Here is a 14,383-nt window from a genome sequence, read left to right as displayed (position 1 = left end):
AGTTATTGTGGATGTAGTTATAAATCTACAAATAAGTTTAGGTTAAAAGTCCCTGCGGCGAGCGTTAGGGGCTTTTTGTTTTTTATAGGATAATAAGGCCTGATATTATAATGGAAATCGTTTTGAAATCATATGGCGATTAAAAAACGATAAGGTAAAAATTCCCACACGAATTTTTACGTATTAATCGAATTACACGAATTTTGAATAGGTGTTAATTTAAGATTCGTGTAGAAATTTTTCGGGAGAAGATTTAGCAAAACAAATCGAATTGTTTTAAACTCCATTTCATTCACGCAATGTTTCAAAGTCCCCCGGTAAATAAATGGAAGCGCGATTTATTGTTTTGAAATAGACATAAAAAGTGCTATAATTGTTTATGTGTACGTACACGTAATGATTTGGAATGTAACATATAAGTATCATCAAATGGACTCTCCGGGTTTAAAAATCATCAATGCAAAAATCATCACGCCAACACGGATCATCAGAAACGGTGCGTTACTGGCCCGAAACGGTAAAATCATCGCTATTGCTGAAGGTAATATTGATAGTGCCGGCGAAACGGTAATTGATGCGGGTGGTAAATACCTGTCGCCCGGCTTTATTGATATTCATGTACATGGCGGCGGGGGGCATGATTTTATGGATAATACTGTTGAGGCCTATCTTGAAATTGCAAAGCTGCACGCCAGCCATGGTACAACGGCCTTTACACCAACAACACTAAGCTGTGAGCAGGGTGCTTTACTCAAAACCCTAAGCCTGTATGAAGAATCGGTGCCATTGAACAAAGATGGGGCACAGTTTTTAGGGATGCACATTGAGGGACCTTACTTTGCTTTGGAGCAGCGCGGTGCACAGGATCCCCGCTTTATCCGGTTACCTGATCCGCAGGAATACCATGAAATTTTACGTCATTCATCCATTGTAAAACGATGGAGCGCCGCCCCCGAGTTAAAAGGCGCCGTTGAATTTGGACGTTTCCTGAAATCAAAAGGGATCTTGCCATCCATAGCGCATACCAACGCCATTTACGAAGAAGTACTTGAAGCCTATGAAAACGGATATACGCATATCACCCACTTTTACTCATGCATGTCGGGCGTAACCCGGCGCAATGCTTACAGGTATGCAGGCGTTATTGAAAGCGGTTATTTACTGGAGGACATGACGGTAGAAATAATTGCCGACGGAAGGCACCTGCCCCCGGCCTTGCTTAAGCTTGTTTATAAGATCAAGGGACCGGAAAAGATTGCCCTGATAACGGATGCCATGCGCGCCGCCGGAATGCCGCCCGGCGAAAGTATTTTAGGCGATCTCCGTAATGGCCTGAAAGTAATAGTTGAAGATAATGTGGCAAAACTGCCCGACAGAAGCGCCTTTGCCGGAAGCGTCGCGACTACCATTCAACTGGTTAAAAACATGATCACACTTGCCGATGTACCGGTAATTGATGCCGTGAAAATGATGACCCTAACCCCGGCTAAAATTATGCGGGCTGATGAAACCAAAGGATCAATAGCTGTTGGGAAAGATGCCGACCTTGTGATTTTTGATGATGAAATCAACCTGCATAAAACCATCATCGGCGGTAAAATTGTTTATTCCATTTAAACAGTTGATGATACTTCCATGTTAAAGAAAATAAAGGCAGAAAAGCTCGAAGTGATCGTGTTGAAAAACCGGGCCTCTCTTGGCCAAACAGCAGCCAAAATGGTAAGCGGGAAAATTAAACAGCTGCTGCTTACTAAACCTGTAATCAATATGATTTTCGCGGCAGCTCCGTCGCAAAATGAATTTCTGGATGCTTTGGTGAGCGACGGCGACATTGAATGGCAAAAAATAAATGCTTTTCATATGGATGAGTACCTCGGTTTACCTCGTGCTGCTCCTCAATTGTTCAGCAGTTTTCTTAAACGGATGCTTTTTGAGCGGGTGCCATTTGCCTCAGTTAACTATATCGATGGCAATGCCGCAAACTATAAAGCCGAATGTGAACGCTATGCCCTGCTGCTGAAAAATAACCCGGTTGATATTGTATGCATGGGGATAGGGGAGAACACCCATATAGCCTTTAATGATCCGCATATGGCAAACTTCCATGACCCGGAAATGGTAAAAAGAGTGCAACTGGATCATGCCTGCAGGCAACAGCAGGTTAATGACGGTTGTTTTGAAACGTTAGATACTGTACCCGAATACGCGCTTACACTAACTATCCCCGCCCTGGTGGCTGCTGCCGATATTTTTTGCATGGTGCCCGGCGCTAATAAAGCGGAGGCGGTAAAATATACCCTGCATGAGCCCGTTTCAGAGCGTTATCCCTCCACCATCTTAAAAACACATCATAACGCTATCCTTTTTGTTGATGCCGATAGTTTTAGCCGGATTTAGCAGTTCTGAGTCTTTAGCCATAAGTCAAAGTATCTAAAAGAAAAACCTGACTTATAACTTTGAACTTAACAGTTGATTATTTCATTTTATTGCAATAATTATATAAAGTCTATGGTTTTAGTAGTATTTGTATATATTTGCATCATCAAAACGGTTCTTTGAATATTTTATTATCAAGAAAGACTGAGGGAAAGGCCCTGTGATGTCTTAGCAACCTGTAAGCCCATTGTTATAAAGGTGCTAATTCCTGTCTGCCCAAAATAGGGTGGAAAAGATAATGTAATACGCTATTGCCTTGCATAGTGCAGGGCGCTGTATACTTCCTTTCTCTCTTCAATTTTCTTGTTAATAAACTATTGAAATATCACCGGGATGATATTACGGTTTAACATGTATAGCAATGAACATTAAACATTTACTTTTTACCTGCTCACTTTCAATAACTACATTGCTGGCTGCCGCGCAAACAAAAACTGCCGCCGACCCTGCTGCGGTCGACCGCGGTTATATCGTAAAAACGGGCGACGTTGCTCCGGCAGATTTCGACCTTGTACTCAACGACGGTACTAAAACATCATTAAAGCAATTGCGGGGCAAAGTGGTTATCCTGCAGTTTACCGCAAGCTGGTGCAGCGTATGCCGCGAGGAAATGCCTCATTTGGAAAAAGAGATCTGGCAGGCTTATAAAGATAAAGGCCTGGTTTTAATCGGCGTTGACCGCGATGAGCCGCTTGAAAAAGTGAAGGGTTTCCACCAGGCTATGAATATCAGTTATCCGCTGGCACTGGATCCGGGTGCTGAGATCTTCGGCCGATATGCTAACAAAAAGAGCGGCGTTACCCGCAACGTGGTTATCAACCGTGATGGAAAAATAGTTTATCTCACCCGTTTATATGATAAACAGGAATTTGCATCCATGTTAAAAGCGGTTGATGCTTTGGTGAACAATAAAATAGCATCTGTTAACTAAAAAAGCTACTGATAGCAGCCCTGTGAACAGCCATTAAATCAAAAATCTATCTATCTGCACTTATTTAATACCCGTTTTTATGAAAACAAAAACTACCCCCTTACACAAAAATGCTTCGGTTTCATTAGCACAATCAACGTGTAAATTCTATTCAAGTATGCAAAGCATGCATTGTTGCTGTTAATTTCTTACAGCATGTATGGTATTAATGCCCAGGCATGCTGCAGCTTGCAATGGCATTAATAGATACTATCCCCCTAATCAATTCTTTACAGCTATAATTAGGTTTATGAGCCGGGCAAATCATGCCTGCTGAGGCCATTGCCATGCTTTTTGTACCTGTATCGGCATTAAAAATTAAAACAATTTTAATTATCATGTTAAAAATTTACAAGCTATTACTGGCAATTGTATTGCCTTTTATTCTCGTCCAAACGGTTGCGGGGCAATCCGTTAAAATAAGCGGGGTGGTAACCGCTAAAGCCGACGGGCTGCCGCTGCCCGGTGTTAGTGTATCTGTTAAAGGTAAAAACACGGGTGCACAAACCAATGTAGATGGCAGATATGCCATCAGTGCTAATGTGAACGATGTGCTCAGGGTGAGCTATATTGGTTTTACAACCCAGGAGATTCCGGTTACGCAAGGTACTTCAACCTTAAATATCGTATTAATTGAAGCGCCAAATTCATTGAATGAGGTGGTTATAACAGCCCTCAATATCTCAAAAGATAAAAAGTCGTTGGGTTATTCCGTGCAGGGTTTAAAATCAAAAGATATATCTGAGGCAAAAGAAACCAACTTTGTAAACGCGCTGGCAGGTAAAATTGCCGGTGTACAGGTTACCAATAGCCAGGGCGATATGGGTTCATCGCGCATTGTTATCCGCGGCGAAACTTCCATATCAGGTAATAATCAGCCCTTATTTGTGGTGGATGGGGTTATAGTTGATAACAGCCAGTTTTTAGGAACTAATGGTTCAAGGGATTTTGCCAATGCTATTTCGGATCTTAATTCGGAAGATATTGAATCGGTAAGTGTGTTGAAAGGACCAAACGCTGCTGCGCTTTATGGTTCACGTGCGGCAGCAGGTGTTATTCTTATCAGGACTAAAACAGGTAAAGGTGCAAAAGGATTGGGTGTTACCATAAACTCCAATACCAGTTTTTCAAATGTGCAGTTACTGCCCGATTATCAGAACCAGTATGGACAGGGCTCAAATGGAAAATTCAATTATGTTGATGGCAAAGGCGGCGGTGTTAACGATGGTGTTGACGAAAGCTGGGGCCCTGCATTGGATGGTTCATTGATCCCGCAGTTTTATTCAAACGGCCAGGCTGTTCCGTTTGTGGCGCATCCCGATAACGTAAAAGACTTTTTCAAAACCGGGGTTACACTTAATAATGGCATCGCGATAGCAAGCAGCAGCGATAAAAGCGATTTCAGGCTATCATATAATAACCTGCACCAAACAGGTATTGTACCTAATACTTCACAAGGGCGCAACTCTTTCGCTTTAAATTCGAGCTATCGTATTAATCCTAAATTAACTGTAAATACTATTGTTGATTACAGCAAGGACGATGCTGACAACCTTCCGGGCACATATGGAAAACGGGCAACCAGCACCATGCTGCAGTTTACCTGGTTTGGTCGCCAGGTTGATATCAACCAGTTGAAAAATTATAAAGATGCCAATGGTAATACCTTTAACTGGAATAACAGCTATTACAGCAACCCTTACTGGCTGGCTTATGAAAACACGGTTGGTCAGCATAAAAATCACCTGATAGGTAGCATCGAATTGAATTATAAGATCATCGATGGCCTGTCGGCAAACTTTCGCACAGGTACCGATTATTATAATGACCGCCGTAAGATCAAAGTAGCCTATGGCACCAACGGAACGCCATTTGGCTCATACGAAGAGGATGCTTACAGCGTAAACGAAAATAATACGGAAGCGAGATTGCAATACACCAGGAAGCTAAATAATGACTTTTCGCTTGATGTATTTGGAGGCGGCAATATCGCCGTCAGGACAACCGAACGAAACGATCAGGTAGCACCAAAACTTGCCGTTGCCGGATTATATACGCTGAGCAACTCCCGCGATCCGCTGGTTTCAACCAATGAATATGGCAAACTAAAAACTTACAGCTACTTTGGCTCGGCACAGCTTGGCTTCAGAAACTATGCGTTTATTAACTTTACAACCCGTAACGATTGGTCATCAAGCTTACCGGCCGACGCGCTGTCTTATTTCTATCCATCCGTAAACGGCAGCTTAATATTGTCAGAGGCACTGGGTATCAAAAGCGATGTGCTCACCTATGCTAAATTGAGAGGAGGCTGGTCAAAAGTAGGTAAGGCGACTGATCCTTATCAATTAATTAATGTTTTCACTTCTTCAACTCTTTTTAATGGCAACCCGCAACTAAGTTCACCTGCAATTGATTTGAATAATCACCTTAAACCAGAAACTACAACATCGGCAGAAGCTGGTTTTGAACTGGGTTTTTTTCATGATAGGATACATCTGGATGTAAGTGGCTATAACACCAATAGTACTAACCAGATTCTTACAGTACAGGTAAGTTCAGCAGTAGGGTATAACTACAAAGTAATAAACGGTGGCCGTATCAACAATAAAGGCCTGGAAGTTCAGTTGGGCCTTACCCCGATTAAATCTAAAGGATTCACTTGGGATATTACTACCAACTACTCATTAAACCGCAGTAAAGTAGTTTCGCTTGATGCTGAAGGCCGCCTTGAAAACGTACCGTTAGGATCCGACCGCACTGTACAGGTTTTAGCCGCGCGTGGTTTGCCTTACGGAACACTTTATGGTACTGCTTACCAGCGCAATGCTTCCGGGCAGATTATCATTGATGGCAGCGGCATACCTGTGTTCAGCGCAACCAAACGTGCTCTTGGTAAGTATACCCCAAATTGGTTAGGAAGTATCAATAACAGTTTTTCGTACAAGGGAATTAACCTGAGCTTTTTGGTTGACGCGCGTTTCGGTGGTTCTATTTATTCAAACACAAACCGCACAGGTACCTATACCGGTGTACTTGCTTCCACATTACCTGGGCGCGGCGCTGCCAATGGCGGTTTGAGCTATTATTATCCGGATAATAAACCAACAAATCCGGCAGTGCAGGTTACCGGTGCGGCCCCTGCCGGTGTAACTGTATATAACGATGGTATGATATTTAAAGGCGTAAAGGCCGATGGCTCTCCAAATACCACTATCATACCGGCACAGTCATACTATAAAGGCTTTACCAATATTGACGAAGCTTTTGTATACGATGCCTCATATATCAAACTTCGCGAAGTGAAACTGGGCTATTCCATACCGGCAAAATTGATTAATAAGATAGGTTTCCAGGGAGCTACGTTTTCGGTAGTTGGCCGTAACCTGTGGATCATCCATAAAAACGCTCCGAATATTGATCCGGAAACTGCCTTCAATACAGGCAATGGCCAGGGATTGGAAGATCTTACCCTGCCAACTGTACGCAACATCGGTTTTAACGTAAACCTTAAATTTTAAAACATCATGAAACTTAAATATATAAGCATATTATCCGGCGCGATCTTATTATCGGTAACATCGTGCAAAAAGGAACTTGTGAGGATCAATCAAAATCCTAACGGCTCACAAACAGCACAGCCAGATTACCTTTTGACCGCTGCAACCAAAGCAACTGCCGATACTTATTGGGGGGTAGCTAATAATATGGATGCCAGTTTGCTTTTTGTGCAATACTGGTCTAAAATTCAGTATACCGATCCCGACAGGTATATTTATGCCAGCACTGCTTTTGAAGATCTTTGGTCGGCAGGTTATGCAAAAGGTATTATAAACTTTAATGAGATTATTAGACTTGCCGATGCGCAGGGTAATGCTAATTATAAAGGTGTTGCGTTGGTGCTGCGTTCATGGACATTTAGTTTATTAACCGAGGCTTTTGGCAATATCCCTTACAAGCAGGCAACCAATATCGATCAATACCTTACCCCTGCTTATGATACTCAGAAAGATGTTTATTTTGCTTTGCTGGATGACCTGAAAGCCGCTCAAACAGCGCTTGATCCTTCGGGCAAGGCTATAGCCGGTGATGTAATATATGGTAACAATATTGCATCATGGAAAAAGTTTGCCAACTCTTTAAGGTTTCGTATTGCTTTACGTATAGCCGATAGGGAACCTGCCAAAGCCAAACAAGTGCTGGCAGATATCCAGGCCGAAGGGGGCTCATACATCAGCTCGAACGCCGAAACAGCTCAGTTCACCTATATTGATTCGCCAAATCAAAACCCGGTAAGCAATCTGTTTGACACGCGTGATGATTACCGTATCAGCAAAACCATAGTTGATAAGCTGTTTGCGCTCAACGATCCGCGCTTATCTATATACGCTGCTCCAACGCAGGATGCAACACCGCAAAAATATGTTGGCTTGCCAAATGGCTTATTAGTAGGTGATGCCAGCAACTACGGTTTTACCAAAACATCAAAACCGGGTACTTACTTCAGGGCTCCGCACACCCCGGCCGTAATATTGAGTTACGCCGAGAGCTTGTTTGACAGGGCTGAAGCCGCTGCACGCGGTTTTACCACTGAGGATGCTACCTCGTTATATGGCCAGGCTGTTACAGCTGCATTAGCGCAATACGGTATCTCTTCGGCTGATATTGTAACTTATTTGGCACAGCCGGCAGTTAAATATGATGCATCTAACTATAAAAAATCAATTGGCGAGCAAAAATGGTTGGCCCTGTTTGGGCAGGGACTTGAAGGTTGGACCGAATGGCGCAGGCTTGATTACCCGCAATTGCAACCTGCCGTTACCGGGACCCTGAATGGTAAAATACCGGTAAGGTTTATTTATCCGGGCACCGAACAATCGCTGAACAAAACCAATTACCAGTCGGCAGTAGCCGCACAGGGAGCCGATGCACTTACTACCAAACTTTGGTTTGATGTAAATTAAGCAGGCATCTTTATCAAATAGGATTGAAAAACGGGTTTCTCCAAAAGGGAAATCCGTTTTTTATTGAAAATAAAGCTGAAATTTGCGGCATGATTATCAGGAAAAAAGAGCATTGGTTCAGGATGCTGTTTATCTGGCACGGCTCTGTATTGCCGCGCTTGCTGCCCCGCCTTGGTTTGTTGTTGGTATTATCTGTAATTATAGTTTATCTGCATGGTTCTTTGTTTTCGTTCAAGGTACCGCTTAATCCGGCGCCATTTACATTATTTGGTTTAGCACTTGCCCTGTTTTTAGGTTTCAGGAACAATGCCAGTTATGACCGTTTTTGGGAAGGCAGAAAATTATGGGGGGCCTTATTAAACGATACACGTTCGCTGGCCCGGCAAGCTTTCACTACCACCGGCTATCAATTTGATGATCAGGAACCAAAAAGTTTCATCCAGTTGCTCATAACTTTAACTTACAGTCTCAAGCATCAGTTACGTGGTACAGATGCCAAAACCGATCTTGAGCAAAGGCTGCCCGCCGAATTAGCCTCGCGAATAGGAAAGGCTAAATATAAACCTATCATGCTCCTGAGTGAAATGGGCAATTGGGTGCGCACAGCTAAATCGAAGGGAAAAATCGATTCTATTATACAGGTTGCCTTTGAGGAAAATTTCAATAAACTATCGGACATTGTAGGCGGCTGCGAGAGGATAGCATCTACGCCAATTCCTTACAGTTACCGGGTATTGCTTCACCGCACGGTTTATATGTATTGTTTTATGCTGCCCTTTGGCCTGGTTGATAGCCTGGGCTGGCTTACTCCATTCATAGTTGTTTTTATTGCCTATACATTTGTCGCGTTTGAAGCCATTGCCGATGAAATTGAAGAACCTTTCGGAACAGAGGATAATGATTTGGCTTTAAACGCCATGTGCCGGATGATAGAAACTACGCTGCTTGAAATAGGAGGGCAACAATTGCCAGATATTAAAGAAGTTGAGGGCCGGATAATCGACTAACATTGCCTTTTTTACGTCATAATAAAACAAAATAACAAAACTCCATAGATGAGCGTTTTTCATCAGGAGTGTAACAAAAATAACAGCGAGTGAAGATAGAGGAAACCGTGATTTTGGTTGATCGCGATGATCAGGAAATTGGTACTATGGAAAAAATGGAAGCGCATCTTCAGGGAAGCCTGCACCGCGCGTTTTCAGTTTTTATTTTTAATAAAAAAGGAGAACTCCTATTGCAGCGGCGCGCCGAAGGCAAATATCACTCGGGCGGTAAATGGACAAACACCTGCTGCAGCCATCCAAGGCCCGGCGAACTCACACTTGCAGCAGCACATCGCAGGTTACAGGAAGAAATGGGAATAGCCAGTGAGCTTAATTTTGTTTTTTCCTTTATATACCGTGCAGCTATCCAGGATGACCTGGTTGAGAATGAATACGATCATGTGTTTTTTGGTGTCACCGATGCCTTGCCCATCCCTGATCATGATGAAGTATCCTCATATAAATACACAACCATGGCCCGGCTGGCAACCGACCTTAAAGAAAACCCCGGCAATTATACCCGGTGGCTTGCCATATGTTTCGACGAGGTAATGGCTCATTATCAGCAATTACAGATCACCAATGGGCAGTAACCACTGCTGTAAATAACGCCGCACTTACAAATTTTTTATATGATAGAAGTGAGCCATTACTCCTTATTGTAACGGGTATTTTACATTTTTGCAATATTATTGTTTACTTTACAATTAATTAGGTAGCTTTAATCTTCCAATTATTTGTGTAATTCACAGCCTGCAATTTGTTAATGAAAAAGGGATCCTTCTGCTGTTTTGTTCTTTTTTTGATCATTTCTTCGGCCCATGCGCAGTCGCCCATCAAAAATAAGATCCTCAACTATTCTTTAAAAAATGGTCTTTCTTTTGGCATCGTAAACAGCATTACACAAGATGATAAGGGTTTTATGTGGTTTGCCACCAATGATGGGCTCAATCGTTTTGATGGTACAACTTTTAAGGTTTTCAAATCGCGCCTGGGCGATTCAACTGCCCTGGCCAGTAACTATGTACAAAAGGTTTTGTGCGATGTTCATGGCAGCATCTGGGTATCGTCAAGAAACGGGCTCAGCAAATTTGATAGCCGTACAGAAAAGTTTATCCATTATAAATTTGCTTCTAACAGGGCTGCCAAAAACGATATTGGTAACATCATCCAAAGCCATGACGGTAATTTATGGATAACATCCTACGGGCAGGGTTTTTCTTATTTCAATACCCAATCGGCAAAGGTTATTAACTATACCCAGGCCAATTTATCCCGGCTGTCAAGCAATAGGGTCCTCTGTTTGTATGAGGATTCAAAGGGCCTTGTTTGGGTGGGTACACAGGAAGGGAGTATCAATGTTTTTAGTCATAAAGATGGTGTGATAGCCAACCTGGCGGGCTTAGGCCCCCCAATAGCCAACCTGCCGGCTACCCGGATCAATGATATTTTTGAAGATCATTTTCACAACATGTGGATAGCAACCGGAAGCGGGCTCGGCTACTATAACAGACAATCAAATAAATTTACCCTACTGCAAACCGGTCAGCAGGGTATTAAAAGTAAACGATACATATCGGTTATTGAGGATAGCGATAAGCAGTTGCTTGTCGGGTTACAGGATGGCGGGCTGTTTAAAGTGAATATTGGCTCAACCCCTAACTATAACACCAATAACTTTTTTCTGCAACCGGTTACCGGCGATGACGGCTATTATCTTACACAGCGCTCTGTTCAAACGCTTTATATAGATAAGGATAAAAATGTTTGGGTAGGTACCTATGGCGATGGTATTTACATGGTTAGCAGCATCAAGGAAAAATTTTCAAAGATCGCTAAAAAGCGATATGGAACCAGCGGCGAAAGTTTAGTAAGGTTTTATGGCCTGTGCCAGGACCGCGACGGCTTTTTATGGCTGGGCACTGATGGCGAGGGGATTTATAAAACCAGCCACAACGGTACCTTAATAAAGCAATATAAAGCAGATGGGCAACCAGGCAGCATCACCGATAATGCCATCTTATACGGATATACCGATCAGGACGGTAATTTATGGTTTGGTACTTATGCAAAAGGCCTTTTGCAGTATAACAAGAAAACAGATTCGTTTGTCAATTACACGCACGGCCAGGGAAATGACAAAAGCCTGGGTGGTAACGATGTAAGGGTTATTTACCAGGACAGGCATAAAAATTTATGGATTGGCACTAATGGCGGCGGCTTGTGCCTGTTTAATGCCGTTACAAAAACATTCACCAATTATACACCTGCCAATAGCGGCCTTACATCGTACGATGTAAGATCAATTGCCGAAGACGATAAAGGTAATCTGTGGGTTGGTACTTATGGCGGGGGACTTGATTTTTATAACGCCGCGCAAAAGAAATTCAGCAGGTATTTTAAACCTGCCGATGAAAAAAACAATTTACCCGGCCAGGTGATTTTTTCACTCCATCCTGATAAGCAACAGCGCTTATGGATAGGAACGGAGGGGGATGGGCTAATTTCATATGATCTTAAAAACAGGGTTTTTAAAAAGTTTAATGAAACTAATGGTCTCGCCAATAATACAGTATCGGCCATTAAAGAATCATCCGATGGCTCATTATGGGTAAGTACTAATAAAGGGTTATCAAACCTTGATGCCCGTAATAACAAGATCTTAAATTATGATCAGTCGGATGGGCTGCAGGCCGGGCAGTTTAACGCGGGGTCTGTTTTGTTTGATTCCGCTAACGGCTTAATGTATTTTGGGGGAACAGAAGGGCTTAACTTTTTTGACCCTGAAAAAGTAAATCAAAGCGATTACAAACCCAAAGTTATTATCACGGGTTTGCAGATTTTTGGTAAGCAGGTTGAAGTTGGCGAGCTTGACAAGGACCATGCCGTATTGCCCGAAGCCATTAACGAAGCAAGGCAGATCACATTACAGCCCGATCAGTCGGTGTTTTCTATCCAGTATGCCTCGTTAAATTATACTTATCCTGATAAGGGCGGTTTTGCTTATAAACTGGATGGCCTTGATAAAACCTGGAACTATGTTGGCGATCAGCGGCTGGCTACCTACCGTTATCTTGAACCCGGGGATTATGTGTTCAAGGTAAAAGCATCCAACCAGGATGGCTTATGGTTTGATAATTACGCTACGTTACAGGTTAAAATCCTGCCGCCCTGGTATAAAACCTGGTGGGCATATTTAATTTATATAGCTACAGCGGGGCTTGTTACTTATTACTATATACTTTACAGAAGCCGTCAAACGAGGCTTAAATACGAAGTTAAAGTAGCCCAGCTTTCGGCCGAAAAAGATAAGGAGCTCAACGAGCGTAAACTTTCCTTCTTCACCAATATTTCGCATGAATTCCGTACACCGCTAACGCTCATCATTAACCCGGTAAAGGACATGCTGTTCGGGAAGGGCGAGGCTACTGATGATGCCGGCAATTTGCATATCATTTACCGCAATGCACGGCGCCTTTTAAGTTTGGTTGACCAGCTTTTGCTGTTCAGGAAAGCCGAAAGCGATACCGATAAGCTCAAAATAGTAAGGCTCAATATTGTATCGCTTTGTCATGAGGTGTTTTTATGTTTTAATCACCAGGCACGCACCAAACATATCCAGTTTGATTTTGTAAGCGAAAAGGAGGCGATAGAGATTTATGCCGACAGGGAAAAGATGGAAATAGCCTTATTTAACCTGATCTCGAACGCATTAAAATTTACGCCGGAGTATGGCATAGTAACTTGTACGATAACCGATTTTAATGATAAAATTACCATCGAAATAAAGGATAGCGGCTGCGGTATAGCCGAAGGTACCGGCGATCAGTTATTTGGTAAGTTTTACCAGTTACAGAATTCGGTACCCCTGGCAGGTGGCTTTGGCATCGGGCTTTACCTGGTTAAAGCATTTATTGAAAACCATAAAGGAGCTATCAGCTATACCAGCGAGCAGGGGCAGGGCACGGTATTCAATGTGTCGTTGTTAAAAGGCAGAGAGCATTTTGGACAGCAGTTTGTTTTTGAAGACGTTGCCGAAACCTCGGTGTTTTTGGATGAGCTGATGGAGAACAAAGGCGAATTAATTGCAGCGGAGCCCGAAATTGTTGTGACAGTTAATAAAAGCCATGATGCTTTAAGCTCTGATACCAAAACCATGCTGCTGATTGATGATAACCAGCAGATCCGCACTTACCTTAAACAGATCTTTACCGGTGAGTTTGAGATTTTTGAAGCTGATAACGGAACAGACGGCCTTGAGCTTGCTTATCATCTGGTGCCCGATATTGTGATAAGCGACGTAATGATGCAGGGCTTAAGCGGTATTGAAGTATGCAGCCGTATTAAGGAAGACCCTGTTTTAAATCATATTCCGGTAATATTACTTACCGCCAGTTCATCGCCCGAAATAAAGCTCAAAGGTATTGAGGGAGGGGCTGATGATTATATCAGCAAACCTTTTGAAAAGGAGATCCTGGTGGCCCGTGTTAACGGCATCCTGAAAAGCAGGAACAACCTCCAAAAGTATTTCTACAATGAGATAACCCTTAACAAATCAAATGATCTGAAGATTTCGCAGGAGTACAAGGAGTTTTTGGAGAGATGCCTCCAGATAGTTGAACAGCATTTAACCGATCCCGACTTCAGCATTAAAACACTTGCCGCCGAAATAGGCATGAGCCATTCTAATTTATATAAGCGGATCAAATCCATTTCGGGGCAATCGGCAAACAGCTTTATTCGTTTTATCCGCTTGCGTAAGGCTGCGGAGATCTTGCTCACAACCGATAGTACAGTTTATGAAACTGCCTATAAGGTAGGTTTAAATGATTTGAAATACTTCAGGGAGCAGTTCAACAAGTTGTTCGGGATAAACCCGTCTGATTATATCAAGAAATACCGCAAGCCATTTCACAACAATTACAACGTGAACCGGGATGTGATTAAGGAGAATTAGCAATATTAAT

8 protein-coding genes and 1 riboswitch are annotated in these 14,383 nt (G+C 42.7%); all 8 genes read left to right on the top strand.

What is annotated here, in order from left to right; translation table 11 throughout:
- Nucleotides 1-429 precede the first annotated feature (429 nt).
- The 8 genes from nagA to SNE26_RS15405 all read left to right on the top strand — a co-directional run bounded on the left by nagA (nt 430) and on the right by SNE26_RS15405 (nt 14,373).
- Entirely contained in the window at nt 430-1,617 is a 1,188-nt protein-coding gene (gene nagA / locus SNE26_RS15440; protein ID WP_321554834.1) for an N-acetylglucosamine-6-phosphate deacetylase, read from the top strand.
- Between the two features lie 18 nt (nt 1,618-1,635).
- Nucleotides 1,636-2,397: a glucosamine-6-phosphate deaminase gene (locus SNE26_RS15435; protein ID WP_321554833.1), complete on the top strand. Its 762-nt coding sequence runs from the start codon at nt 1,636-1,638 to the stop codon at nt 2,395-2,397.
- 167 nt (nt 2,398-2,564) lie between these two features.
- A riboswitch (SAM riboswitch) is annotated at nt 2,565-2,678 on the top strand.
- Nucleotides 2,679-2,797: 119 nt separating this feature from the next.
- On the top strand, nt 2,798-3,367 hold the full coding sequence (locus tag SNE26_RS15430) for a TlpA disulfide reductase family protein (RefSeq protein WP_321554832.1): 570 nt from the start codon (nt 2,798-2,800) through the stop codon (nt 3,365-3,367).
- A gap of 377 nt (nt 3,368-3,744) precedes the next feature.
- Nucleotides 3,745-6,927 (top strand): SusC/RagA family TonB-linked outer membrane protein, encoded by a 3,183-nt coding sequence (locus SNE26_RS15425; RefSeq protein ID WP_321554831.1) that lies wholly within the window; start codon nt 3,745-3,747, stop codon nt 6,925-6,927.
- 6 nt (nt 6,928-6,933) lie between these two features.
- Nucleotides 6,934-8,370: a SusD/RagB family nutrient-binding outer membrane lipoprotein gene (locus SNE26_RS15420; protein WP_321554830.1), complete on the top strand. Its 1,437-nt coding sequence runs from the start codon at nt 6,934-6,936 to the stop codon at nt 8,368-8,370.
- A gap of 89 nt (nt 8,371-8,459) precedes the next feature.
- Nucleotides 8,460-9,377, top strand: coding sequence for a bestrophin family ion channel (locus SNE26_RS15415; protein WP_321554829.1), 918 nt, complete (start codon nt 8,460-8,462; stop codon nt 9,375-9,377).
- 89 nt (nt 9,378-9,466) lie between these two features.
- Nucleotides 9,467-10,009, top strand: coding sequence for an isopentenyl-diphosphate Delta-isomerase (gene idi, locus SNE26_RS15410; protein WP_321554828.1), 543 nt, complete (start codon nt 9,467-9,469; stop codon nt 10,007-10,009).
- A gap of 173 nt (nt 10,010-10,182) precedes the next feature.
- Entirely contained in the window at nt 10,183-14,373 is a 4,191-nt protein-coding gene (locus SNE26_RS15405) for a two-component regulator propeller domain-containing protein (protein ID WP_321554827.1), read from the top strand.
- Nucleotides 14,374-14,383: the final 10 nt, after the last annotated feature.

The organism is Mucilaginibacter sp. cycad4, assembly GCF_034263275.1.
GTDB lineage: Bacteria > Bacteroidota > Bacteroidia > Sphingobacteriales > Sphingobacteriaceae > Mucilaginibacter.
The sequence above is the reverse complement of the archived record's forward strand: the minus strand, read 5'-3'. Positions and strand labels throughout refer to the sequence as shown.

Bases quoted from the DNA above. Each gene is read 5' to 3' on its own strand.
- nagA (WP_321554834.1), top strand. From the start codon at position 430: ATGGACTCTCCGGGTTTAAAAATCATCAATGCAAAAATCATCACGCCA.
- SNE26_RS15435 (WP_321554833.1), top strand. From the start codon at position 1,636: ATGTTAAAGAAAATAAAGGCAGAAAAGCTCGAAGTGATCGTGTTGAAA.
- SNE26_RS15430 (WP_321554832.1), top strand. From the start codon at position 2,798: ATGAACATTAAACATTTACTTTTTACCTGCTCACTTTCAATAACTACA.
- SNE26_RS15425 (WP_321554831.1), top strand. From the start codon at position 3,745: ATGTTAAAAATTTACAAGCTATTACTGGCAATTGTATTGCCTTTTATT.
- SNE26_RS15420 (WP_321554830.1), top strand. From the start codon at position 6,934: ATGAAACTTAAATATATAAGCATATTATCCGGCGCGATCTTATTATCG.
- SNE26_RS15415 (WP_321554829.1), top strand. From the start codon at position 8,460: ATGATTATCAGGAAAAAAGAGCATTGGTTCAGGATGCTGTTTATCTGG.
- SNE26_RS15405 (WP_321554827.1), top strand. From the start codon at position 10,183: ATGAAAAAGGGATCCTTCTGCTGTTTTGTTCTTTTTTTGATCATTTCT.